We start from the raw sequence: 25,024 nt of genomic DNA, 5'->3' as shown, positions 1-25,024 counted from the left end.
GGCTCACCGGCCGCGCACGACGGCGGCCGGTGCGTCCAGCAGGGCCGGGTAGTCCTTCAGGTCGAGCGCGGTCGCGGCCTTCTCCGTCAGGCGCTTGAAGAACCCGGCCATCAGGCGGGAGCCGAGCAGCCGGTACATACGGTCGCGGCTGCGGATCTTCCGCTCGGTGGGCGGGGCGAAGAAGGGGCCCGCGTTGCCCGAGATCTTCTGGCAGCCCTTCGCGAAGTCCCCGATCTGCGCCTCGTAGGCGGCGAACGCGGTGCGGTGATCGCCGCCGGCCAGGGCCAGTTCACCGGCCAGGACGTACGCGCCGACGATCGCGACGCCGGTGCCCATGCCGCCCATCGTGGCGCCGTACCCGGCGTCGCCGAGCAGGACCACGCGGCCCTTGGTGAGCCGGTCGACGTGGATCTGCGCGATGGCGTCGAAGTACAGGTCGTCCGCGTCCTCCAGCGCCTTGAGGACCCGCGGCGCCTCCCAGCCCATCCCCGCGAACCGCTCCGCGAGGATCCGCTTCTGCTGGTCCACGTCCCTGCGGTCGTGGTCGAGGGGCTCGGAGCGGAACACCAGGAGCGCGCCCGCGCGGTCCGGGTCACCGTCGTAGTTGCTGACACAGACCGCCCGGCCCGGGTCGCTGTACAGCCGGCCGGTACGGTCGAGGCCCAGGTGGTTGGGGATGCCGAAGCCGGCCACGTAGTGGTCGAGGAAGCGCAGGTACCGCGACTCGTCGCCGAACACGAGGCGGCGGGTGGGGGAGTGCAGTCCGTCGGCCGCCACGACGAGGTCGAAGCGGCGGGGCGCCGCGCGCTCGAAGGTGACGTCGACCCCGTTGTCGTCCTGGGTCAGCGTGGCGATCGAGTCACCGAAGACGTACTCCACAGAGTCCTTGCTGTGCTCGTGCAAGATGCGGGAGAGGTCGCCGCGGAAGATCTCCACGTCGCCGCTCATCAGTTCCGCCGGCAGATCGAGGCGCGGGGTGCCGTCGGCGTCGACGACCGTCTGGCGGCCCATGTGGGTCTGGTGCGCGTGGATGTCGTCGTGAATGCCGAGCGCGGTCAGGACGGTGCGGTGCACCCAGCCGCGGAAGTCGACCGCGAATCCGCCCTCGCGCAGGGCGGGGGCCTTCTCGACGACGGTGACGCGGGCTCCGTGCAGGGACAGGGCGAGGGCGACGGCGGGACCGGCGACGCTGGCGCCGGAGACCAGGACGTCGAGGTGGGACAGTCGGGTCGATGCGTACGCGGTGTGTGTGGTCTTCATGTCCCCGAGCGTCGCGGGCGCCCCTGACCGCCCGCTTACGGTCGGCTGACCGCCGCTGACCGCATCGCCCGGCCCTCTTCGAACGCCTTCTCGTACGTCTCCGTAGTGAGGGCCGCACGGACCCGCGCCTCTACGGGGGTGACGTCCGGGTCCCCGGCGAGCGTGCGGCCGCGCAGGCCCGCACCGGCCCCGAGCAGCACCGCGGCCTCGCGCGGATCCTGCGCCACGGAGGCCAACGCCTCGGCCGCATCGGCGAGTTCGAGTGCACGCGTGGGACCGTCGCAGAGCGCGAGGCCCTGCTCGAACCAGTCGCGGGCCTCGTCGGGCCGGGACGCGGCGAGGGCGGCGCGGCCCAGACCGATGAGGGTCCGCACGGTCTCGCCGACGCTGAACCAGTTCGCGGCGCACAGTTCGAGAGCCGCCTCGTAGTGCACGCGCGCGTGCTCCGTCTCCCCGCTGATCCGCGCCACATCGCCGAGCCCGCGCCGCGCGCTCGCCACCTTGTCGGGGACGGCCGCCGTACGCGCCATCGCGGCGGAGCGCGTGAAGTGGTCGGCGGCGTCCCGGAGTTGGCCCTGATGGAGCAGGACGTATGCGCGCCGGTGGAGCAGATCGGCGGTCTCCTCAGGGGCTTCGAGCGCGGCCACGTGCGCGAGACCCTCGTCGAGGAGCGCCAGGGCCCGCTCCCGGTCGCCGCGCCAGTCCGCGAACATGCCCAACGGATCAAGGCAGTTGGCCATGCCCCACCGGTCCCCGGTCGCCCGGAAGCCGTCGAGTGCCCGCTCGAAATGCTCCTCCGACGTGACGGGGCGCCCCGCGAACCACTCCTGGAAGCCCAGGCCGACATCGAGCAGCGCGAGCCCCCAGGGCGCCTCACCGACCTGCCGGCGCACCCGCTCCTGCACGGCGTGCTGCGGCCCGTACGTCACCGACCACAGGACCACCACGAACGGCCGCCGCAGCGCGTGGTCCCGGGATGCGAGCACGGCCTCCGCGCGCGCCAGGCGCTCCGTTTCACGCGGGTCGTTGCCCTCGCCCGTGACCGTGTTGATCACGCACAGGACGTACTCCTCGGCAAGGTCCTCCGGCGGCTCGTCCCCGAGCGCCGCGAGCAGTTCGCGCGCCAGCGGCACATGCGCGCCGTGCAGCCCGCGCAGCCGCCAGAACCAGGACAGGTCCGCCATCAGCCGCAGCGCCGCATGCGGGTCCGCGCGCACGAGATGGCGCAGGGCCGCCGACAGGTTGTCCTGCTCGGCCCCGAGCGCGGCCAGCCGCGGCAGCTGACCGCCGCCGCGCAGATACGGCTCCGCCTGCGCCGCCAGTCCCTGGAAGTACGCTGCGTGCGCGTCCCGCAGCCGCGACAACTCCCCCTCGTCGGCCAGGTGCTCCGCGCAGAACGCGCGGATGGTCTGAAGCATCCGGTAGCGCCCGCCGGCCGCCTCCAGGAAGGACTTCTCCGTGAGCGAGGCCAGCAGGTCCTCCGGGTACGGCACCCCGCACACGGCCTCGACCGCGGCGAGCGTGGCGCCCCCGGACGACCCTCCGGCGAACACGGCCATCCGCCGTGCGAGATCCCGCTCCTCCCCGTCGAGCAGCTCCCAGCTCCACTCGACGACCGCGCGCAGCGTGCGATGCCGGGGCGCCTTGGTCCGGTCGCCGCGGGACAGCAGCCGGAAGCGGTCACCGAGGCGGGCCGCGAGTTCGTCGACGGTGAGCGTCCGCAGCCTGGCCGCGGCGAGTTCGATCGCCAGCGGCAGTCCGTCGAGGGCCTCGCAGATCCCGTGAACGGCCTCCACGCGCGCGTGCAGGTCGGCATCGGGCCGTACAGCGGCCGCCCGGTCCATGAAAAGGCGCGCGGCGGGACCGGCCGCGAGCGGCGGCACCGGGCACAGTGCCTCACCGGTGATGCCGAGCGCCTCCCGGCTCGTGGCGAGGATCCGCAGCCCGGGGCACGCGCCGAGCAGCACGACCGCCGTGCGGGCCGCGTCGTCGACGAGATGCTCGCAGTTGTCGAGCACGAGCAGCACGTCGCGCCCCTCCAGCGCGTCGATCAGCCGCGCGACCGGATCCCCCTGAGGCCCCCGGAACCCCTCACGCACCCCGAGCGCCGCGAGCAGCGCGTACGGCATCTGCTCCCCGTCAGCGAGGGGCGCCAACTCGGCCCAGCACACGTCGGCTCTGTCCCGCGCGGCCTCGGCCGCGAGCCTGGTCTTGCCCGCCCCGCCCGGACCCGTCAGCGTCACGAGCCGGGACCCCGCGAGCAGCGAGTCGATCCGGGAGAGTTCTTCCGTCCGCCCGACGAATCGGGTCAGCTGCGCGGGAACGCCCCGCCCGCGCGCGGGTTCCCGCCCCCGAAGAAGTTCCAGATGCAGCGCCGAGAGCTCCGCCGACGGATCGGCGCCCAGCTCGTCGGCGAGGACGCGGCGCACCTCCTCGTACACGGCGAGCGCCTCTGCCGGCCGCCCGTCCGCGTGGAGGGAGCGCATCAACTGACCGTAGAGGCGCTCGCTGAGGGGGTGTGCGGCGATCAGTTCCCGCAGCTCAGGGACGAGACCGCCACCCGAGCCGAGCGCGAGTTCCGCCTCGATACGGGTCTGGGCGGCGGTGAACCTGATCTCGTCGAGACGGCTGCCGAAGGCGGCGGGGAGATCGGCGAGCGCGGGTCCGCGCCAGAGCCCGAGCGCCTCCCCGAGGAGTGCGGACGCCAGGGAAGGGTCCCCGGACGAGAGCGACCGCTCGCCCTCGGCGGCCAGCCGCTCGAAGCGGTGCACGTCCACGTCGTCCGGGCCGACGGCCAGCCGGTAGCCCGCCGGGGTCGCCTCGATATCGAGGGAGAGCCGCTTGCGCAGCCGTGAGACCTGGGACTGGAGCGCGTTCGCGGCGCCGGCCGGGGGCTCGTCCCCGTACAGACCGTCGATCAGGCGCTCGGCGGAAACGGTCCGGCCCGCCTCCAGGAGCAGCAGCGTCAGCAGTGCGCGCGGACGCGGACCGCCGGGGTCCAGCGGGGTGCCGTCGGGGGCGCGTACGTCGAGGGGGCCGAGGATGCCGAAGCGCATTGGGCAGATTGTGGCAGCCGGGACTCTTCCCGACATGAAGAGCCGGACTCTTCACGGCATAAAGAGCCGGGACTCTTCACGGCATAAAAAAGGACCGGTCCCCGAGGGGACCGGTCCTTCAAGCAACCAGCTAGGTGGCCGCGCTACGCGTTACGTCAGCGCGAGACCTTGCCGGCCTTGATGCACGAGGTGCAGACGTTGAGCCGCTTCGGCGTCCGCCCGACCACTGCACGCACACGCTGGATGTTCGGGTTCCAGCGACGGGACGTACGGCGGTGCGAGTGCGAAATGTTGTTGCCGAAGCTCGGCCCCTTGCCGCAGACGTCGCAGTTGGCAGCCACGGGTCACTCCAAGACTTCAGATGCACTTACGGTTGATCCCGGCATGCCGGGATCGGATCGGAGGATCTGAGTGGCGGTGCCAGGGGAAGGCCCGATGGATATCGGGCAACCGGAGCAGCATACAACGGCTGCTTCGGTAGAACGAAACTACCATGGCTGACCCGGTTGCCGTCCCGGGCCCTCTTCCGGAGGAACCCCCTCCGGGGTCTACGCTGCGATGCCAGTTCGGCTGCTCTAGGAGGCGCAGGTGCCGCAGGTGCTCGACGTCCACGCGGTGCGCGCCTGGTGCGCACTGGCCCTGGAGGCGCTCGGGCGGGACCGCGAGGAGATCGACGCGATCAACGTCTATCCCGTCGCGGACGGGGACACAGGCACCAATCTGTACCTGACCGTCGAGTCCGCCGTACAGGCCGTGGAAGCCGTCTTCACGGGTCTCGAACCCGCACCGCCCGCGCTTCCCGAAGTCGTCCACGCGATGGCCCACGGAGCCCTGATCGGGGCCCGCGGAAACTCCGGAACGATCCTCGCTCAGCTTCTCCGCGGCATGGCCCAGGTGCTCGCGGGCGACATCGACGGTGAGGCGGATCACTGCGAAAGGGCCGACGGGCACGGCCTGCGCCGCGCACTGCGCCGGGCCGCCGAGTCCGCCCGGGAGGCGGTCGCGCACCCCGTGGAGGGCACGGTCCTGACGGTGGCCGCCGCTGCTGCGGACGCCGCCGACATCTCCGGCGGGCCGGGCGGCGACTGCCGTGACGTGGCCCGTGCCGCGTACGACGGTGCCCGCGCGGCGCTCGACGCGACGCCGGGGCAGCTGGCGGTCCTGGGGCGCGCGGGTGTCGTGGACGCGGGCGGGCGCGGGCTCGTGGCCGTTCTCGGTGCGCTGACCGAGGCGCTGTCGGGCGATCCGGTGGCACCTCCGCGTGCCCGTGGCGTGCACCACGCGCGCGTGGCCGCCGACCAGCCGCTGGAGTGTGCGGACGGCGAAGGGCCCGCCTTCGAGGTCATCTACCTCCTGGAGGCCGACGACCAGGCCGTGGCGCGGCTGCGGACCCGGCTCGACGGCCTCGGCGACTCCCTCGTCGTCGTCGGCGGCGACGGACTGTGGAACGTCCATGTGCACGTCGACGACGCGGGCGCCGCCGTCGAGGCGGGCGTCGAGGCCGGCCGGCCGTACCGCATCCGCATCACGCACTTCGCCGTGGGCGACGCCCATATGACGCACCCCACCACCGGCTCCGCGCCCGCCGGGGAACCCGCCCAGCGCGCGATCGTCGCCGTGGTCCCGGGAGACGGGCTCGCCGGCCTGTACTGCGAGGCGGGCGCCACCGTGGTACCCGAGCGGCCCGGCGAGGCGCCCGGCAGCGGGGAACTGGTCGAGGCGATCCGGCGGGCGCACGCGCGCGAAGTGGTGCTCCTGCCGAACGACGCCGAGCTGCGCCACACCGCCGCCGCCGCGGCCGAGCAGGCCCGCACCGAAGGCGTGCGGGTCGCCCTGATCCCCACCCGGTCCGCGATCCAGGGCATCGCCGCGCTCGCCGTCCACGAGAAGGAGCGGCGCTTCGACGAGGACGTCGTCGCGATGACGTCGGCGGCCGGCGCGACCCGCTACGCCGAACTGGCCGTCGCCGAGCGGCAGTCGTGGACGATGGCCGGCATCTGCCAGGCCGGGGACTTCCTCGGCCTCATCGACGGGGACGTCGCCGTGATCGGCGAAGACGTCACGCGGACGGCGCGTACGACCCTCGACCGGATGCTGGCCGCGGGCGGCGAGATGGTCACCCTCGTCCTCGGCGACGACGTGCCGGACGAGGTCGCCGAGCGGCTCGAACGGCATGTACGCGAGACGTACCTGGCCGTCGACACCGTGGTCTACCGGGGCGGGCGGAACTCCGCGCTCATGCTCATCGGTGTCGAGTGAGAGCGTCTCCTTGTCGATGAGTCCGAGAATCAGTGGCGTGGCGTGCAGTGACTCGGCCGTTGCGTAGACGCGATGGCTCACCACTCGTCCGCTGATGCGGATGCATGACGGACAAGCCCTGCCCGGTGCCCGAAAGGCGCGCCGCGACTCCCGTGCTTTGCCGACGTTCGGAGCCGCGGTTCATGGGTTCGCGAGCCACCGATGTCAGAGCCATGGTGTGAAATGAATTCCGTGCCCGCGCTCGAAGAACCGCTGAAGAAAGCGCTCGGTCCCGCCACCGCCAAGGTGATGGCCGAGCACCTAGGCCTGCACACGGTCGGTGACCTGCTCCACCACTATCCGCGCAGATACGCGGAGCGCGGCGAGCTCACCCGCCTCGCCGACCTGCCCCTCGACGAGCACGTCACCGTGGTCGCCCAGGTGGCGAGCGCCCGCATCCTGAGGTTCAACGGTGGCGCGGGCCAGCGCCTCGAAGTGACCATCACGGACGGCAGCGGCCAGCTCCAGCTGGTCTTCTTCGGCCGCGGCATCCACAAGCCGCACAAGGACCTCCTGCCCGGCACGCGCGCGATGTTCGCGGGCAAGGCCTCCGTCTTCAACCGCAAGATGCAGCTCGCGCACCCGGCGTACGAGCTGCTGCGGGCCGACGCCCTGGACGCGGGCGAGGCCGACGAGGCGATCGGCTCCTGGGCCGGCGCCCTCCTCCCGATCTACCCGGCCACCGCCAAGCTGGAGTCCTGGAAGATCGCCAAGGCCGTCGACATGGTGCTGCCCAGCGCCCAGGAGGCCCTCGACCCCCTGCCGGACTCCCTGCGCGAGGGCCGCGGTCTCGTCCCGCTGCCCGAGGCCCTCCTGAAGGTCCACCGGCCCCACACGAAGGCGGACATCGCCGACGCCCGCGCCCGCCTCAAGTGGGACGAGGCGTTCGTCCTCCAAGTCGCCCTCGCCAGGCGGCGGTTCGCCGACGCGCAGCTGCCAGCCGTGGCCCGCGTCCCCCGCCCGGACGGCCTGCTCACGGCGTTCGACGCGAAGCTCCCCTTCACCCTCACCGACGGCCAGCAGAAGGTCTCCAAGGAAATCTTCGACGGCCTCGCCACCGAACACCCGATGCACCGCCTGCTCCAGGGAGAGGTCGGTTCCGGGAAGACCATGGTCGCCCTGCGCGCCATGCTCGCCGTCGTCGACGCGGGCGGGCAGGCCGCGATGCTCGCGCCGACCGAGGTCCTCGCCCAGCAGCACGACCGCTCCATCACCGAGATGATGGGCGAGCTCGCCGAGGGCGGGATGCTCGGGGGCGCCGAGCACTCCACCAAGGTGGTTCTGCTCACCGGTTCCATGGGCGTCGCGGCCCGCCGTCAGGCCCTTCTCGACCTCGTCACGGGCGACGCGGGCATCGTCATCGGGACGCACGCCCTGATCGAGGACAAGGTCCAGTTCCACGACCTGGGTCTGGTCGTCGTCGACGAGCAGCACCGCTTCGGCGTCGAGCAGCGCGACGCCCTGCGCGGCAAGGGCAAGCAGCCCCCGCACCTGCTGGTCATGACGGCCACCCCCATTCCCCGTACGGTCGCGATGACGGTCTTCGGTGACCTGGAGACGTCCGTCCTCGACCAGCTGCCCGCGGGGCGCTCGCCGATCGCCACCCATGTCGTGCCCGCCGCCGACAAGCCGCACTTCCTCGCGCGCGCCTGGGAGCGCGTACGCGAGGAGGTGGAGAACGGGCATCAGGCGTACGTCGTCTGCCCGCGCATCGGCGACGAGGAGGAGCAGGGCGGGAAGAAGGGCAAGGGGGCCAAGAAGGAGTCCGCCGAGGACGCGGCCGAGAAGCGGCCTCCGCTCGCCGTTCTGGACGTGGCCGAGGAGCTGGCCCACGGCGCCCTGCGCGGGCTGAAGGTGGAGGTTCTGCACGGCAGGATGCAGCCCGACGACAAGGACGCAGTGATGCGCCGCTTCGCCGCGGGCGAGACGGATGTCCTGGTCGCGACCACCGTCATCGAGGTCGGGGTGAACGTGCCGAACGCCACAGCCATGGTGATCATGGACGCCGACCGCTTCGGCGTCTCCCAGCTCCATCAGCTGCGCGGCCGCGTCGGCCGTGGCTCGGCGGCGGGCCTGTGCCTCCTCGTCAGCGAGATGCCGGAGGCCAGCCCGGCCCGCGCCCGCCTCGGCGCCGTGGCCGCCACGCTCGACGGGTTCGAGCTCTCCCGTATCGACCTGGAGCAGCGCCGCGAGGGCGACGTCCTCGGCCAGGCCCAGTCCGGGGTGCGCTCGTCCCTGCGCATGCTCGCCGTCATCGAGGACGAGGAGATCATCGCCGAGGCCCGCCAGGAGGCCACGGAAGTCGTCGCCGCCGACCCGGATCTGGAACACCTGCCGGGCCTGCGCACGGCCCTGGACGCGCTCCTGGACGAGGAGCGCGAGCAGTACCTCGACAAGGGCTGACAAACTGGAGGTCCCCGCACGTCCCCTCGACCCCTTCTCCACTAGGACTCAGATGACCCGCGTGATCGCCGGCCGGGCCGGCGGACGTCGCCTGTCCGTCCCGCCGGGCAACGGCACCCGCCCCACGTCCGACCGGGCGCGCGAAGCCCTCTTCTCCACCTGGCAGTCGCTGCTCGGCGGCGACCCCCTGGACGGCGAGCGCGTGCTCGACCTGTACGGCGGCTCGGGCGCCGTGGGCCTGGAGGCGTTGTCACGCGGCGCGGGACACGCGCTCCTGGTGGAGGCCGACGCCCGCGCGGTCCGCACGATCCGCGAGAACGTGAAGTCCCTCGGCCTCCCCGGCGCCGAGGTCAGAGCGGGCAAAGCGGAACAGATCGTTCACGGTCCGGCCCCCGCCACCCCGTACGACCTGGTCTTTCTCGACCCTCCCTATGTCGTCCCGGACGACGATCTTCGGGAGATTCTGCTCACACTCGCCTCGGGGGGCTGGCTCGCGGACGAAGCGCTCGTCACCGTGGAGCGAAGCACCAGGGGCGGTGTTTTCCCGTGGCCGGACGGATTTGAGGCACTGAGGTCCCGTCGCTACGGCGAGGGAACGTTTTGGTACGGTCGCGCCGCCCTGAAGAGCACCGTCACGTGCGAGGACGCACCGTGACCGGACCGGAGAGCGAGGGACTCACGTTGCGCCGCGCCGTCTGTCCGGGGTCGTTCGACCCCATCACCAATGGCCACCTCGACATCATCGGCCGAGCTTCCAAGCTCTACGACGTCGTGCACGTCGCGGTGATGATCAACCAGTCGAAGAAGGGCCTCTTCGAGATCGAGGAGCGGATCGAGCTGATCCGCGAGGTCACCGCCGAGTTCGGCAACGTCGAGGTCGAGTCCTTCCACGGACTGCTCGTCGACTTCTGCAAGCAGCGCGACATCCCGGCCATCGTGAAGGGCCTGCGCGCCGTCAGCGACTTCGACTACGAGTTGCAGATGGCCCAGATGAACAACGGCCTCACGGGCGTGGAGACCCTCTTCGTCCCCACCAACCCGACGTACAGCTTCCTGTCCTCGTCCCTGGTCAAGGAGGTCGCGGCCTGGGGCGGCGACGTTTCCCACCTGGTGCCGCCGGTGGTCTTCGAGGCCCTCACCCAGCGCCTCCCCAAGAAGTGACATCGGGGCGCCAGTTGGCCGTACAGTCGCCTTGTCCGTCTCCAACACCCCTGTAGAGAGTGGCGAGCACACGGTGGACGTGCAGAAGAAGCTCGACGAGATCGTCGCCGCGGTCGGCAATGCCCGGTCCATGCCCATGTCGGCCTCGTGCGTGGTCAACCGCGCCGACCTGCTCGCGATGCTCGAAGAGGTGCGCCAGGCACTGCCCGGCTCCCTCGCGCAGGCCGAGGAGCTGATCGGCGGGCGCGAGCAGATGGTCGAGCAGGCCCGTCAGGAGGCCGACCGGATCATCGAGGCGGCGCACGCCGAGCGCGGTTCGCTGATCTCCGACACCGAGGTCGCCCGCCGCTCCCAGGACGAAGGGGAGCGGATCCTCACCGAGGCCCGCAAGGAGGCCGAGGAGATCCGCGCGGAGGCCGACGACTACGTCGACTCCAAGCTCGCCAACTTCGAGGTCGTCCTCACCAAGACCCTCGGCTCCGTGGGCCGCGGCCGCGAGAAGCTCCTCGGCACCGGCCCCGGCGTCGACGCCCAGGGCTACGAGGACGAGGACGCCCCCGAGCGCAGCCACGACCCCGAGACCCTGCGCCGCGACGCCGACTCGTACGTGGACGTGAAGCTCGGTGCCTTCGAGGCGGTGCTCGCCAAGACCCTCGAGGCGGTCGGCCGTGGCCGGCACACGCTCCAGGGCCGGGTCGCCAGCGACGAGCTGGGCACCCTCGGCGCGGACGGCACGGGCGGCCAGCATACGAGCGACGCCGACTACCTCGCCGGACTCGCGGAGATCGGCAACGCCCCCGCGGAGCCGGACCGGGAGATCCCCCAGGCCCCGCAGATCCAGACCCCGCAGATCCCGGCCCAGCAGCCGGTGTACGCAACGCAGCAGCATGACCCGCAGCAGGACCTGTACGGGTACCAGCAGCACCAGCAGCAGCCGTATGGCCAGCAGGATCCGTACGCGGTGTACCAGCAGGACCCGTACGCGTACCAGCAGCAGGATCCGTACGCCTATCAGCAGCACCAGCAGCAGGGCTACGACCAGGGTCAGGCCGGCTACGCGCAGCCGCAGGTGGCGCACGAGCCGACGGCGCTCGACGAGACCAGCCTCTTCGACACGAGCATGATCAGCACGGAGCAGCTGAGGCAGTACGAACAGGGGCGCTGACTGACGGATTGGGCCGAGAGCGAAAGGTCCAGTATCCTGGTTCTTCGGTCGCGCGTACGTCCGCGATCACAGCTGCCCGGGTTCATTCGGGACAGCGATCCCCTTGAGCAGCTTGAACAACTTGAGCATCGAAGACCGAAGGCAGGACCAGCCCTGAGTACGCACCTCGACCACCGCAACCCTCTCGTGTTCGATACGCACGAGCTGGGACGGCGTCCTGGTGCGCAGCAGCGACTGACCCGCACGGTCGACGCCCCCAAGGACTTCGGTATCGAAGGGGTCGTCGGAGTGCCGGAAGGCGCGCCGATGGAGCTCGAGGTCCGTCTCGAGTCGGTCATGGAAGGGGTGCTTGTCACAGGCACCGCCCGTGCATCGGCTCAGGGGGAGTGCGTAAGGTGTCTGGAGCCGCTCGGCCTTGAGGTCGACGCGGATTTCCAGGAGATGTTCTCGTACCCTGACGCCGACGACCGGGGCCGCACCGCGGAACCGGCCGACGACGCCGAGGAAGACGAGGACAGGCTCTTTCTCGAGGACGGCATGTTCGACCTCGAGCCTGTGCTGCGTGATGCGGTGGTGCTCGCACTGCCGATGCAGCCGGTGTGCCAGGACGACTGCCCGGGTCTGTGCTCCCAGTGTGGAGCTCGGCTCGCAGACGATCCGGACCACCACCACGACGCCGTCGACATCCGTTGGGCGGCACTGCAGGGACTCGCCGGGACCATCCAGGACGGCGAGAAGGACGAGATGAGCGGCGCCGAACCTGGCGTCGACGAGAAGCAGGAGAAGTAGCCGTGGCTGTTCCGAAGCGGAAGATGTCGCGCAGCAACACGCGCCACCGCCGGTCGCAGTGGAAGGCTGCGGTCCCCACCCTGGTTTCGTGTGAGCGTTGCCAGGAGCCCAAGCTGCAGCACATCGCGTGCCCCGCTTGCGGCACTTACAACAAGCGCCAGGTCCTCGAGGTCTGAGCGGCTGGTGAGAGGCGCAATGTCTGAGTCGAACAAGACGGACAATGCCTCGTCCCACACGCTTCTGGAAGGGCGGCTCGGGTACAAGCTCGAGTCCGCCCTTCTGGTGCGTGCACTGACCCACCGCTCGTACGCGTACGAGAACGGCGGTCTGCCGACGAACGAGCGGCTCGAGTTCCTCGGGGACTCCGTGCTCGGCCTCGTCGTCACGGACACGCTGTACACCACCCACCCCGACCTGCCCGAAGGCCAGCTGGCCAAGTTGCGGGCCGCGGTGGTCAATTCGCGTGCACTTGCGGAGGTCAGCCGTGGGCTCGACCTGGGTTCCTTCATCCGGCTCGGCCGGGGTGAAGAGGGCACGGGCGGCCGGGACAAGGCGTCCATCCTCGCCGACACGCTCGAAGCGGTGATCGGCGCCGTCTATCTCGACCAGGGGCTGGACGCGGCGGGCGAACTCGTCCACCGTCTCTTCGACCCCCTGATCGAGAAGTCCTCGAATCTGGGTGCGGGCCTGGACTGGAAGACCAGTCTCCAGGAGCTCACCGCGACCGAGGGGCTCGGCGTTCCCGAGTACCTGGTCTCGGAGACCGGCCCCGACCACGAGAAGACCTTTACTGCTGCCGCCCGCGTCGGAGGCGTCTCGTACGGCACCGGCACCGGCCGCAGCAAGAAGGAAGCGGAGCAGCAGGCCGCTGAATCGGCATGGCGCGCGATCCGCGCGGCTGCCGACGAGCGCGCCGAGGCGGCGAAGACGGCTGACGCCGTCGAGGCCACCGTGGCAGCCGAGGGGAACGCCGACTCCTCCTCGGCGTCGGCCTGACGCCCGCATCCGAACTGTCCGGTGCCGACCGTCCTGAGGGGCGGTCGGCACCGTTCGTTTCGTATCTGAGCCCTCACAAGGAGACACCGTGCCCGAGCTGCCCGAGGTCGAGGTCGTACGGCGCGGACTCGAGCGCTGGGTCGCCCACCGCACCGTCGCCGACGCCGAGGTCCTGCACCCGCGCGCCGTGCGCCGCCACATCGGGGGCGGCGAGGACTTCGCGAACCGGCTGAAGGACCAGCGCATCGGGGTACCCGAGCGGCGCGGTAAGTATCTGTGGCTGCCGCTGGAGCCGACGGGCGGCGCCGTCCTCGCGCACCTCGGGATGAGCGGACAGCTCCTGGTGCAGCCGGCCGAGGCGCCGGACGAGAAGCATCTGCGCATCCGCGTCCGCTTCGCCGACGAACTGGGTACGGAGCTGCGCTTCATCGACCAGCGCACCTTCGGCGGCCTCTCGCTGCACGAGACCGGCCCCGACGGGCTGCCGGACGTCATCGCGCACATCGCGCGCGACCCGCTGGACCCGAAGTTCGACGACGCCGCGTTCCACGAGGCGCTGCGCAGGCGCCGTACGACCATCAAGCGGGCCCTGCTCGATCAGTCGCTGATCAGCGGCGTCGGCAACATCTACGCGGACGAGGCGCTGTGGCGCGCAAAGCTCCACTACGAGCGGCCGACCACCGGATTCACGCGCCCGCGCACCGCCGAACTCCTCGGCCACGTACGGGACGTGATGAACGCGGCCCTCGCCGTCGGCGGCACCAGCTTCGACAGCCTCTACGTGAATGTGAACGGCGAGTCCGGCTACTTCGACCGCTCGCTCGACGCCTACGGGCGCGAGGGTGAGCCCTGCCGGCGCTGCGGCACGATCATTCGCCGACGCCCCTGGATGAACCGCTCCAGCTACTTCTGCCCGCGCTGTCAGCGGCCGCCGCGCGCCCCGTCCGCGTCGTAACGGGCGCGCGACGCGAGCACGTCGTCCATCCGGCCCTCGACGAACTGGATGAGGGCCAGGAGCCGTTCGGAGACCTCGCGCCCGAGCGGTGTCAGCTCGTAGTCCACGCGCGGCGGGTTGGTCGGCTGCGCCTCGCGGTGCACCAGGCCGTCGCGCTCCAGCGCGTGCAGGGTCTGCGACAGCATTTTCTCGCTCACGCCGTCCACGCGGCGCCGCAGTTCGTTGAAGCGGAAGCTGCCCTCGTGCAGCGCCCCGAGCGTGAGCGCTCCCCAGCGGCCCGTCACGTGCTCGAGGGTGCCGCGGGACGGGCACTGACGGGAGAACACGTCGTACGCGAGGTCGCTGCCGCTCGATTCCATGCGGCAAGCGTACTCCGGCGCAGCGCGAGCCTCTGGGGTGCGCTAACCATCGGTTAGCGCGGGGGCCTGGGGCCGGCCGGTGCGGTCAGAAGCCGAAGTCCTGCGTCCACCACGGGCCGCCCGACCCGAAGTGCACGCCGACACCCAGCGTCTTGTAGTCGCAGTTGAGGATGTTCGCGCGGTGGCCGGGGCTGTTCATCCAGGAGTCCATCACGGACTGGGCGTTGGCCTGGCCCCGGGCTATGTTCTCGCCGCCCAGGTCCGTTATGCCGGCCTCCTTCGCGCGGTCCCAGGGCGTCGCGCCATCCGGATCCGTGTGGTCGAAGAAGCCCCGCGCCGCCATGTCCTCGCTGAAGTTCCCGGCGAGGGCGGCGAGGCCGCCGTCCGCGGTCACCGGCCTGCAGCCGGCCTTGGCCCGCTCCGTGTTGACCAGCGCGAGCACCTGGGCCTCGGCCGACGCCTCGCCGGACGGGGCCTTCAGGCTCGGCGCCGCAGCCGGGGGCTTCGGCTTCGTGGTGGCGGTCTTGGACGGGGTCGCGGTCTTCGGCGAGGTCGCCGCACCGCCGGAACCGGAATGCGAAGCGGAACTGGAGGACTTGCTCGACGAAGCCGTCTTTGACGGGTTCGAAGACGGCTTCGACGAAGACTGCGAAGGTGAAGCGGAAGGAGAGTCCGAGCGCTCGGCGCTGCGGCTCGCGGAGGACGGGGCGCGGTCGGCGCTGCCGTCCGTACCGCCCTGCGTCTCGAGCCCCGAAGGGGAGTCGGCGGCGCGCACCTTGTCGGCGCCGTTGCCGCCGCCCAGCGAGTAGTTGTCCATGCCGGGGACCACCCCGGAGGCCACCGCGACGGCGCCCATCGCCACGGCGGCGGAGACTCCGAGGAGCCCCGTCCGCACCGGCCTGGCGACGCGCTTCCTGTGGCGGTGCGAGCCGCCCGGGCTCCCGGAGGGCGCGTACGCGGCTTCGGGCTCGCCCGGGTAGACGTCGTCGAACCCCCAGCCCAGGTCGCCGTTCGCCGTGGCGTGCGGGCTTGCGTTGTACGGGGAGGTGAATCCGTCGGGTGTGTACGTCTCCGCGTGCGCGCCGTACGCGCCGTTGTACCCGGCCTTGTACGTACCGCCGTGCCCGGCATACGAACCGGCCGTGCTGTCCGTGGCGCGACCCGTGGCGGCGCGGCCGGCGTCGGTGCGTCGGTGGCGTCCCATCTTGTGGCCTTCCTCGTCCTCGCTGTGGGTAATGCGACTCACCCGTTCGAGTGAGTCGCATTGGTCCGGGACGGTACCGCAAGGCGGAAGGGGGCGAAGTGCTCCGAGTGCAATTGGCCGGTTAGCGTGCCCCTTATGAACGAAGACGTACGCATCACCGCCTGGGTGCGCGGACGCGTCCAGCGTGTGGGTTTTCGCTGGTTCACCCGGGCGAAGGCTCTTGAGATCGGCGGCCTGAGTGGCTTTGCTCTCAATTTGGACGACGGCCGGGTCCAGGTCGTCGCGGAGGGCTCACGCGCGAGCTGTCAGGGCCTTCTCGACTGGCTCCGCGACGGCGACACACCCGGGAGGGTCGACGGAGTCACCGAGATCTGGGACGCCCCGCGCGGCGGATACGCCGACTTCGCCATTCGCTGAGAAGGACGCGCAGGCCAGGGCCTCAACAGGTGTTGATGGCATGCTCAGGGCAACTGCGTGGGGCATGAATGACCTGGTGGTTGCCAATAAGCGCTCGTCGTGGCAGGCTCGCGAAGTAAGGATGATCTCCGCGCCCCCAGGGGCCCGAAGTGAGGCCGCGCCGAAGTTTTCACGGTGCCGCGCCCCCGGGCTCACCCGTCGATACGGGGTGTGATCGTGTTGACCGTCAAACTTTTTGGTGAGACTCTGGAAGCCCCGCGCACCTTAGCTGTTTGGCATGTATGAACGGCAGCAAGACAACGAGTGCCAGGCACCGCGGGTGCGATTCCCTCACGACCCACACCGCTTCGGTCGGTCACTCATTGTGGAGGACCATCCATCATGGCAAAGGCGCTTCTCGGTTACGTCGGCGGTTCCGACCCGCGACTCCTCGCCGAGATGCGACGGCTCCAGCAGCGCGTCCAGGACCTTGAGTCCGAACTCGTTCGGATCCAGTCCGAGAACGACGCGCTCGCGGCTGCCGCTTCTCACGACTCGCTCCTCGAGAGCATCGACGTACCCCAGGCGGAGCCTGCGCTCACCTGACCACATCCCGCACACGACACCAGTGGTCAGGCAGCCCTTTCGTCAAGCCGCTTGATCAGATTGCTCAGATCTACAAGGGACGCTTTTCGCGTCCCTTCTTTCTGACTTTCCGCTCCCCGTGAGCCGCCCCGTGTCGCGCCCCCTCGAATGCCCCGCCGATGCTCCGCGCGTCGACGTCTTTCTTTAACGTCTGATGTGCCCTGCACTTTCCTGGGCGAAACCGCGGGTTCATGGAGTGAGACACGCGCGGCGGGTAGAGTCCGGCGGCGTGCACCTCAAGGCCCTGACCCTGCGCGGGTTCAAATCGTTCGCCTCGGCCACCACACTGCGGTTCGAGCCGGGCATCACCTGCGTCGTCGGCCCCAATGGCTCGGGCAAGTCCAATGTCGTGGACGCCCTCAGCTGGGTCATGGGCGAGCAGGGTGCGAAGTCGCTGCGCGGCGGCAAGATGGAGGACGTCATCTTCGCCGGCACGACCGGGCGCCCGCCGCTCGGCCGCGCCGAGGTGTCGCTGACCATCGACAACTCCGACGGCGCGCTGCCCATCGAGTACGCCGAGGTCACCATTACGCGGATCATGTTCCGCAACGGCGGCAGCGAATACCAGATCAACGGCGACACGTGCAGGCTGCTCGATATCCAGGAGTTGCTATCCGACTCCGGTATCGGGCGCGAGATGCATGTCATCGTCGGGCAGGGCCAGCTCGACTCCGTGCTCCACGCCGACCCGATGGGGCGCAGGGCGTTCATCGAGGAGGCCGCCGGTGTCCTCAAGCACCGCAAGCGCAAGGAGAAGGCGCTGCGGAAACTGGACGCGATGAAGGCCAACCTCGCGCGCGTGCAGGACCTTAACGACGAGTTGCGGCGACAGTTGAAGCCGCTCGGGCGCCAGGCCGCCGTCGCGCGCCGCGCCGCCGTCATCCAGGCCGACCTCCGCGACGCGCGGCTGCGCCTCCTCGCCGACGACCTCGTACGGATGCGGGGTGCGCTGCGCGCCGAGGTCGAGGACGAGGCGGCGCTCAAGGAACGCAAGGACGCCGCCGAGGCCGAGCTGAAGAAGGCACTCCAGCGTGAGGCGCTCCTGGAGGCCGAGGTCAGGCAGCTCACGCCGCGGCTCCAGCGCGCCCAGCAGACCTGGTACGAGCTGTCGCAACTGGCCGAGCGGGTGCGCGGCACCGTCTCGCTGGCCGACGCGCGGGTCAAGAGCGCGACGTCAGCCCCCGCGGAGGAGCGGCGCGGGCGTGACCCCGAGGACATGGAGCGCGAGGCCGCCCGGATCCGCGAGCAGGAGGCCGAACTGGAGGCCGCGCTCGAAGCGGCCGAGCGCGCTCTCGACGACACGGTGGCCCACCGGGCCGACCTGGAACGGGAGTTGGCGGCCGAGGAGCGTCGGCTCAAGGACGCAGCCCGGGCCATCGCCGACCGGCGCGAGGGGCTTGCGCGGCTGAACGGGCAGGTCAACGCCGCCCGTTCGCGGGCCGCCGCGGCGCAGGCCGAGATCGACCGGCTGGCCGCCGCGCGGGACGAGGCGCGGGAGCGGGCCGTCGCGGCGCAGGAGGAGTACGAGCAGCTCAAGGCCGAGGTGGACGGCCTCGACGCCGGGGACGCGGAGCTCGGGGACCGGCACGACGCGGCCAGGGCCGCCCTCGCCGACGCGGAGTCCGCGCTGACGGCGGCCAGGGAAGCCCTGACGTCCGCGGAACGCAAACGGGCCGCTGTCTCCGCCAGGCATGACGCCCTCGCGCTCGGACTGCGCCGCAAGGACGGCACCGGCGCGTTGCTCGGGGCCCGCGACCGACTGGCCGGAGTCCTCGGCCCCGCGGCCGAACTGCTCTCCGTCACCCCAGGCTTCGAGGTCCCGGTCGCCGCGGCGTTCGGCGCCGCGGCCGACGCCATCGCCGTGACGACCCCCGCCTCCGCCGCGGAAGCGATCCGCCTCCTGCGCAAACAGGACGCGGGGCGCGCGGCGCTGCTGCTGGCCGGGGACGATTCCGCTTGGGCCGGGGGTGGGGGCGCGTCGTCGGCCGGGGGGTCGGCCGGTGGTGGGTCTGCGGACGGTGGGCCTGTGGCTGGTGGTGACGGTGGCGTTTCCGTGGCGGCGGCCGGCGGCATGTCCGCCTCGGCCGGAGGTTCCCCTGGTGGCGGGGCCGCGGGTGGTGGTGACGGCACTGGTGACGTACACCGTGGTGGCTCCCATCCGGAGAGTGCCGCGTCGGCGACCGGGGCGGGCGATGTCGGCGAGGGGCTCGGTGGCTTGGGACGTGCGTACCCGGGACGGGCCGCGCGGGGTGGGGACGGGCCGCCGCCCGTGGCCGATTTCGTGCGCGGGCCCTCCGAGTTGATGCCTGCCGTGCGGCGGCTGCTGCGGGGGATCGTGGTCGTCGGGACGCTCGAGGATGCCGAGGATCTTGTCTACGCGCGGCCCGAGCTGACCGCAGTCACCGCTGAAGGGGACCTGCTCGGGGCGCACTTCGCGCAGGGCGGTTCCGCCGGTGCGCCCAGTCTTCTCGAGGTGCAGGCCTCCGTCGACGAGGCCGCGGGCGAGCTGGCCGAGCTCGGGGTGCGGTGCGAGGAGCTGGCCGAGGCGCAGCGCGCCGCGGTCGCCCGGCGCGCTGACGCCGCCGCTCTGGTGGAGGAGCTGGGGGAGCGGCGCCGGGCCGCCGACCGCGAGAAGTCGTCCGTGGCGCAGCAGCTCGGCCGTCTGTCCGGACAGGCGCGAGGCGCGGCCGGGGAGGCCGAGCGCAGCGCCGCCGCGGCCGCCAAGGCGCAGGACGCGCTGGAGAAGGCCGTAATGGACGCCGAGGAGCTGGCGGAACGGCTCGCCGTCGCCGAGGAGATGCCGGCCGACGAGGAGCCGGACACCGCGGTACGCGACCGGCTTGCCGCCGACGGGGCCAACGCCCGCCAGACCGAGATGGAGGCCCGGCTCCAGGCGCGTACGCACGAGGAGCGCGTGAAGGGCCTTGCCGGACGCGCCGATTCGCTGGACCGGGCGGCCCGCGCGGAGCGCGAGGCACGCGCGCGTGCGGAGCGGCAGCGCTCCAGGCTGCGCCACGAAGCGGCCGTGGCCGAGGCGGTGGCCTCCGGCGCCCGGCAGTTGCTCGCCCACGTCGAGGTATCCGTGGGACGGGCCGAGCAGGAGCGGGCGTCCGCCGAGAGCGCCAAGGGCGAGCGGGAGCGGGAGCTCGTCGCCGAGCGGGCCCGCGGCCGGGACCTGAAGGCGGAGCTCGACAAGCTGACGGACTCGGTGCACCGGGGCGAGGTGCTCGGCGCCGAGAAGCGGCTGCGGATCGAGCAGCTGGAGGCCAAGGCACTGGAGGAACTCGGCGTCGAACCGGCGGGACTCGTAGCGGAGTACGGGCCGCAGCAGCCCGTACCGCCCTCGCTTCCGGCCGAGGGCGAGGAGCTGCCCGACGACCCCGAGCACCCGCGCAATCAGCCGCGGCCGTTCGTGCGCGGGGAGCAGGAGAAGCGGCTCAAGTCAGCCGAACGGGCGTATCAGCAGCTGGGAAAAGTGAATCCGCTGGCTCTGGAAGAGTTTGCCGCGCTGGAGGAGCGCCACAAGTTCCTCAGCGAGCAGCTCGAGGACCTGAAGAAGACGAGGAGCGATCTCCTTCAGGTGGTGAAGGAGGTCGACGAGCGCGTCGAGCAGGTCTTCACCGAGGCGTACCGGGACACGGCCCGAGAGTTCGAGGGTGTCTTCAGCCGGCTCTTCCCCGGCGGCGACGGACGGCTGATCCTGACCGATCCCGACAACATGCTCACCACGGGCGTCGACGTGGAGGCCCGCCCTCCGGGCAAGAAGGTCAAGCGGCTCTCGCTGCTCTCCGGCGGCGAGCGCTCCCTGACCGCCGTGGCGCTGCTCGTCTCGATCTTCAAGGCGCGGCCCAGCCCCTTCTATGTGATGGACGAGGTCGAGGCCGCACTCGACGACACCAACCTCCAGCGCCTCATCCGCATCATGCAGGAGCTCCAGGAGGCCTCCCAGCTCATCGTGATCACGCACCAGAAGCGCACGATGGAGGTCGCCGACGCGCTCTACGGGGTGTCGATGCAGGGCGACGGGGTGTCGAAGGTGATCAGTCAGCGGCTGCGCTGACCGCACGCCGGGCCGCCCGGACATCGGTCACCGGCCCGCCCGTACCTCGTTCACCGGTACGGCATCAGCCGCGGCGTCGGCCGCGAGATCAGCCACAAGATCACTCACAAGCGATCGTTCAAGAGTTGAATGATGCCTGTGACCAGGGCGTCTCAAAATTACAGTTACCCCCCTCTTGACTTCGAAACTTGAAGGCATAGTCTCTGCAACGTTGCTTTTACCTTCAGGTGGTGGGCGGCGTGAAGTTGTGCGCCACTGGAAGGGCTCTCACCCCCACCCCCGGCACCGTTGCCGGTGGCCCGAGGAGTAAACCGTGACCAGCACAGCGAAGCCGCCAAGCGCCCGAGAGGCTCACCCCGACCATCTCGGTCACGTCATCTTCATCACGGCGGCGGCCGCGATGGGCGGCTTTCTCTTCGGCTACGACAGTTCCGTGATCAACGGAGCCGTCGAGGCCATCCGCGACCGGTACGACATCGGCTCCGGAACGCTCGCCCAGGTCATCGCCATCGCCCTGATCGGCTGTGCGATCGGCGCGGCCACCGCCGGCCGGATCGCGGACCGCATCGGCCGTATCCGCTGCATGCAGATCGCGGCCGTCCTCTTCACGATCAGCGCCGTCGGCTCCGCACTGCCCTTCGCCCTCTGGGACCTGGCCTTCTGGCGGATCGTCGGCGGCTTCGGCATCGGCATGGCCTCCGTCATCGGCCCGGCCTACATCGCCGAGGTCTCGCCGCCCGCGTACCGCGGCCGCCTCGGCTCCTTCCAGCAGGCCGCGATCGTCGTCGGCATCGCCATCTCGCAGCTCGTCAACTACGGCATCCTGCAGGCCGCCGGCGGCGACCAGCGCGGTGAAGTCCTGGGCCTCGAGGCCTGGCAGGTCATGCTCGGCGTGATGGTCATCCCCGCCGTCCTCTACGGCATGCTGTCCTTCGCGATCCCCGAGTCGCCGCGCTTCCTCATCTCGGTCGGCCGCGAGGCCAAGGCCAAGGAGATCCTCGCCGAGGTCGAGGGCACGAAGATCGACCTGGACGTCCGCGTCGCCGAGATCGAGCACGCGATGAAGAGCGAGCACAAGTCCACGTTCAAGGACCTGCTCTCCGGCAAGGGCAACGGCGGCCTCTACTTCAAGCCGATCGTCTGGATCGGTATCGGCCTCTCGGTCTTCCAGCAGTTCGTCGGCATCAACGTCGCGTTCTACTACTCCTCGACGCTGTGGCAGTCGGTCGGCGTGAACCCGACGGACTCGTTCTTCTACTCGTTCACCACGTCGATCATCAACATCATCGGCACCGTGATCGCGATGCTCCTGGTGGACCGCGTCGGCCGTAAGCCGCTGGCCCTGGTCGGTTCCGTCGGCATGGTCATCGGTCTCGCACTGGAGGCCTGGGCGTTCTCGTACGACCTGGTGGACGGCAAGCTGCCGGCCACGCAGGGCTGGGTCGCCCTGATCGCCGCCCACTTCTTCGTCCTGTTCTTCGCCCTGTCCTGGGGTGTCGTCGTCTGGGTCTTCCTCGGCGAGATGTTCCCGAACAAGATCCGCGCCGCGGCGCTCGGCGTGGCCGCGTCCGCGCAGTGGATCGCCAACTGGGCCATCACCGCGAGCTTCCCGTCGCTGGCCGACTGGAACCTCTCCGGGACGTACATCATTTACACAATCTTCGCCGCGCTCTCGATCCCCTTCGTACTCAAGTTCGTGAAGGAGACCAAGGGCAAGGCGTTGGAGGAGATGGGTTAAGTCCCCGCTGCCATCTCCTCACCCTCGTCACTGCCCCGGCTCAGACCGCACGGTCTTCGAGCCGGGGCAGTACGTTTTCGCAGAACAGATGCAGGCTGCGCCAGCCCTCGTCGACCGGCATACCGCCCGACAACGGGTGCAGCACATAGCTGTCGAGGGCCTGCTCCACGCACTCGTCGGGCGTGAGGATCCGGTAGACGCCCTCGGCGCGCAGCTCGTCGACTGTCGTAGCGCCGGACTTCACCGCCGACTTGATGTCGCCGGACTGCCAGGACGCGTACGTCCGTGCCTCGTGCAGGAAGTGCTCGCCGTGCTCGGCCCAGACGCGGTCGGGGTCCTCGGCGACGTGCAGCAGCGGGGTGACCGCCGCGGGCATCATGGTCCAGCCCTCGGTGCCGTGCTCGACGAGCTGTTCCTTGTAGTACGCCTCGAGTTCGGGCAGATGCGCGCTCGGGAAGAACGGCAGGCCGAGGCGGGCCGCCCGCCGCGCCGCCGCCCGCGAGGAACCGCCGACCAGGAGCAGCGGGTGGGGCTGGGTGAACGGGCGCGGAGTGACGCGGACCGTGCGGCCGCGGAAGTCGAACTCCTCGCCCGTCCACGCCTTGAGCAGGGTGTCGAGAAGCTCGTCCTGGAGCTTGCCCCGCCGCTTCCACTCGACGTCGAACTGGCCGTACTCCTCGGGCCGGTAGCCGATTCCGGCGACGGTGACGAGCCGGCCGCCGCTGAGCAGATCGAGTACGGCGATGTCCTCCGCGAGGCGCAGCGGATCGTGCAGCGGGCCGATGATCGCGGAGACCGTGACGGCGATGCGCCGGGTCGCGCCGAAGACGGCGCCCGCGAAGGTGAAGGGGGACGGCAGCCAGTTGTTGGCGACGCCGTGGTGCTCCTCGGTCTGGACGGTGGAGATGCCGCGGTCGTCGGCGTACGCCGCCATCTCGACGGCCGCCCGGTAGCGGGCGCTCAGCGATTCGGGCGTCGCCGCAGGGTCCACGAGGTTGAAGCGCACGACCGTGACGGGCATGAGAAGTCCCCCTTCACAGGGCGGAGTTGGGCCGCTGGTGAAGGGGGACGGTAGCTGACGGGGCGTCAGACAGCCAGAGTCTCGCGCTCCTCTTCGGCGGAGATCTCGGAGGTGGCGGCGACGGCGGGCTTCGGCAGGACCACGTACAGCAGGCCGGAGATCACGATCGTGGCGACCCAGCCGAGGCCGTACTCGCCGATCGGGTTGTTGGCGGCGAGGGGGCCGGTGAACCAGTCGGACGTGGTGAACATCAGGCCCCCGAGCAGGCCGATCGCCCAGGAGGCGACGGCTGCCGGGCTGAAGCCGCCCGTGTACCAGTAGGCGCTGGTGCGCGTGGTGTCGACGAGGGCCTCGGCGTCGTACTCCTTGCGCCGCAGCATGTCGGCGCCGAAGACGCCGACCCAGGCCGAGAACGCCACCGCGAGCAGCGAGAGGAAGGCGATGAACGAGCCCATGAAGCTGGTTGCGACGAGCATCAGGATGCCGCCGAAGATCAGCGAGATCAGCGCGTTGATCGAGACGGCCCAGTGGCGCGGGACCTTGAAGCCGAGGGTCTGGGCGGTGAAGCCCGCCGAGTACATCGACATCGAGTTGATCAGCAGCATGCCGACCAGGGCGATCAGGAGGTACGGGACAGCGATCCACAGCGGCAGGATCTCGCCGAGGAAGGAGACCGGGTCGGCGGCCGAGGCCAGGTCGGGCGTGGAGACCGCCATGACGGCGCCCATCAGGACCATCGGCAGGACGACGATGCCGGCGCCGCCGACCGAGTTGCGCACGATCGCGACCGACGAGGCCGTGCGCGGCAGGTAGCGCGTGAAGTCAGGCGACGAGGGGATCCAGCTGACGCCGCCCGCGGCGATCAGGCCGATACCGGCGACCATCAGCGACATCTTGCCCGCGGGCTGGTCGAAGACGCGGGTCCAGTCGGTGTTGGCGATCAGGTAGGCCAGCACGAGGACCGAGAAGAGACCGAAGAGGTACGTCGCGTACTTGTTGCACTTCTGCACGGCGTTGATCCCGAGGCCGGAGATCACGAACGTCGTGACGACGAAGAGCAGCAGCGTGACGATCACCAGGACGTTGTTGCTCTTCACGCCGAAGAGGATGTCCAGGACGGTGAGCACGGCGTAGGCGCCGGTCACCGCGTTGATCGTCTCCCAGCCCCAGCGGGCGACCCAGATGAGCGAGCCCGGCAGCAGGTTGCCGCGCTGGCCGAAGACCGCGCGCGACAGGGCCATGCCCGGGGCGCCGCCGCGCTTGCCGGCGATGCCGATCAGGCCGACGAGGCCGTACGAGACAATGGGGGCGGCGATCGCGACGACGAGTGCCTGCCAGAAGTTGAGCTTGTACGAGACGACCAGACTCGCGCCCATCGTGAGCAGCAGCACACTGATGTTGGCGGCGACCCAGGTGGGGAACAGCTCACGGGTCCTGGCGGTGCGCTCGGACTCGGGGACGGGCTCGATGCCGCGGGTCTCGAGTGCGCCTTCGGATTCGGCGGTCTTGCTCATGCGG

20 protein-coding genes are annotated in these 25,024 nt (G+C 70.7%); 13 read left to right on the top strand and 7 right to left on the bottom strand.

Translation table 11 applies throughout. The features are described from left to right. Positions 1 to 3: 3 nt before the first annotated feature. The 3 genes from OG574_RS16995 to rpmB form a co-directional block, all read right to left on the bottom strand. On the bottom strand, positions 4 to 1,260 hold the full coding sequence (locus OG574_RS16995; RefSeq protein WP_326773935.1) for an FAD-dependent monooxygenase: 1,257 nt from the start codon (positions 1,258 to 1,260) through the stop codon (positions 4 to 6). Positions 1,261 to 1,295: 35 nt separating this feature from the next. Continuing rightward, entirely contained in the window at positions 1,296 to 4,316 is a 3,021-nt protein-coding gene (locus OG574_RS16990; protein WP_326773934.1) for a BTAD domain-containing putative transcriptional regulator, read from the bottom strand. 155 nt (positions 4,317 to 4,471) lie between these two features. Further along, positions 4,472 to 4,657, bottom strand: a complete 186-nt coding sequence (gene rpmB, locus OG574_RS16985; protein WP_003951095.1) for a 50S ribosomal protein L28 — start codon at positions 4,655 to 4,657, stop codon at positions 4,472 to 4,474. A gap of 247 nt (positions 4,658 to 4,904) precedes the next feature. Here rpmB and OG574_RS16980 point away from each other — a divergent pair, with 247 nt between their 5' ends. The 9 genes from OG574_RS16980 (at position 4,905) to mutM (ending at position 14,083) form a co-directional block, all read left to right on the top strand. Continuing rightward, positions 4,905 to 6,575, top strand: a complete 1,671-nt coding sequence (locus tag OG574_RS16980) for a DAK2 domain-containing protein (protein ID WP_326773933.1) — start codon at positions 4,905 to 4,907, stop codon at positions 6,573 to 6,575. A 222-nt stretch (positions 6,576 to 6,797) separates the two neighbouring features. Further along, entirely contained in the window at positions 6,798 to 9,017 is a 2,220-nt protein-coding gene (gene recG / locus OG574_RS16975) for an ATP-dependent DNA helicase RecG (RefSeq protein ID WP_326773932.1), read from the top strand. 52 nt (positions 9,018 to 9,069) lie between these two features. Beyond that, positions 9,070 to 9,672 carry a 16S rRNA (guanine(966)-N(2))-methyltransferase RsmD gene (gene rsmD / locus OG574_RS16970; protein WP_326773931.1) on the top strand — a complete coding sequence of 201 codons (603 nt, stop codon included), beginning with the start codon at positions 9,070 to 9,072 and terminating at the stop codon, positions 9,670 to 9,672. Positions 9,673 to 9,698: 26 nt separating this feature from the next. Beyond that, entirely contained in the window at positions 9,699 to 10,178 is a 480-nt protein-coding gene (gene coaD / locus OG574_RS16965; protein ID WP_199841845.1) for a pantetheine-phosphate adenylyltransferase, read from the top strand. Between the two features lie 73 nt (positions 10,179 to 10,251). After that, the gene (locus tag OG574_RS16960; RefSeq protein WP_326778517.1) at positions 10,252 to 11,343 is read left to right on the top strand and encodes an ATP synthase F0 subunit B; all 1,092 of its coding nucleotides are present in this window, start codon (positions 10,252 to 10,254) and stop codon (positions 11,341 to 11,343) included. A 153-nt stretch (positions 11,344 to 11,496) separates the two neighbouring features. Then, positions 11,497 to 12,132 carry a YceD family protein gene (locus tag OG574_RS16955; RefSeq protein WP_326778516.1) on the top strand — a complete coding sequence of 212 codons (636 nt, stop codon included), beginning with the start codon at positions 11,497 to 11,499 and terminating at the stop codon, positions 12,130 to 12,132. A 2-nt stretch (positions 12,133 to 12,134) separates the two neighbouring features. Beyond that, positions 12,135 to 12,308: a 50S ribosomal protein L32 gene (gene rpmF / locus OG574_RS16950; protein ID WP_030361955.1), complete on the top strand. Its 174-nt coding sequence runs from the start codon at positions 12,135 to 12,137 to the stop codon at positions 12,306 to 12,308. 19 nt (positions 12,309 to 12,327) lie between these two features. Further along, positions 12,328 to 13,128 (top strand): ribonuclease III, encoded by an 801-nt coding sequence (gene rnc, locus OG574_RS16945; protein ID WP_100595043.1) that lies wholly within the window; start codon positions 12,328 to 12,330, stop codon positions 13,126 to 13,128. 88 nt (positions 13,129 to 13,216) lie between these two features. Further along, complete coding sequence (mutM, locus tag OG574_RS16940; RefSeq protein WP_326773930.1) at positions 13,217 to 14,083, top strand: bifunctional DNA-formamidopyrimidine glycosylase/DNA-(apurinic or apyrimidinic site) lyase; 867 nt, start codon at positions 13,217 to 13,219, stop codon at positions 14,081 to 14,083. On the opposite strand, the gene OG574_RS16935 is transcribed toward mutM, so the two are convergent. Beyond that, positions 14,050 to 14,442 (bottom strand): winged helix-turn-helix transcriptional regulator, encoded by a 393-nt coding sequence (locus OG574_RS16935; RefSeq protein ID WP_326773929.1) that lies wholly within the window; start codon positions 14,440 to 14,442, stop codon positions 14,050 to 14,052. The genes mutM and OG574_RS16935 overlap by 34 nt on opposite strands. 85 nt (positions 14,443 to 14,527) lie before the next feature. Then, entirely contained in the window at positions 14,528 to 15,646 is a 1,119-nt protein-coding gene (locus OG574_RS16930; RefSeq protein WP_442816927.1) for a CAP domain-containing protein, read from the bottom strand. A gap of 135 nt (positions 15,647 to 15,781) precedes the next feature. Here OG574_RS16930 and OG574_RS16925 point away from each other — a divergent pair, with 135 nt between their 5' ends. The 4 genes from OG574_RS16925 to OG574_RS16910 all read left to right on the top strand — a co-directional run bounded on the left by OG574_RS16925 (position 15,782) and on the right by OG574_RS16910 (position 22,485). Then, a complete protein-coding gene (locus OG574_RS16925) occupies positions 15,782 to 16,063 on the top strand; it encodes an acylphosphatase (RefSeq protein WP_100595047.1) in 282 nt (93 codons plus the stop codon). 381 nt (positions 16,064 to 16,444) lie between these two features. Further along, a complete protein-coding gene (locus OG574_RS16920) occupies positions 16,445 to 16,648 on the top strand; it encodes a hypothetical protein (protein WP_100595048.1) in 204 nt (67 codons plus the stop codon). Positions 16,649 to 16,916: 268 nt separating this feature from the next. Next, complete coding sequence (locus OG574_RS16915; protein ID WP_326773927.1) at positions 16,917 to 20,747, top strand: AAA family ATPase; 3,831 nt, start codon at positions 16,917 to 16,919, stop codon at positions 20,745 to 20,747. 313 nt (positions 20,748 to 21,060) lie between these two features. After that, on the top strand, positions 21,061 to 22,485 hold the full coding sequence (locus tag OG574_RS16910) for a sugar porter family MFS transporter (RefSeq protein ID WP_326773926.1): 1,425 nt from the start codon (positions 21,061 to 21,063) through the stop codon (positions 22,483 to 22,485). Positions 22,486 to 22,525: 40 nt separating this feature from the next. Here the strand turns inward: OG574_RS16910 and OG574_RS16905 are convergent, their stop codons facing one another. Continuing rightward, positions 22,526 to 23,506: an LLM class flavin-dependent oxidoreductase gene (locus OG574_RS16905; protein ID WP_326773925.1), complete on the bottom strand. Its 981-nt coding sequence runs from the start codon at positions 23,504 to 23,506 to the stop codon at positions 22,526 to 22,528. 65 nt (positions 23,507 to 23,571) lie between these two features. Further along, positions 23,572 to 25,020, bottom strand: a complete 1,449-nt coding sequence (locus tag OG574_RS16900) for a cytosine permease (protein ID WP_100595052.1) — start codon at positions 25,018 to 25,020, stop codon at positions 23,572 to 23,574. Positions 25,021 to 25,024: the final 4 nt, after the last annotated feature.

The organism is Streptomyces sp. NBC_01445 (genome assembly GCF_035918235.1).
GTDB lineage: Bacteria > Actinomycetota > Actinomycetes > Streptomycetales > Streptomycetaceae > Streptomyces.
The sequence above is the reverse complement of the archived record's forward strand: the minus strand, read 5'-3'. Positions and strand labels throughout refer to the sequence as shown.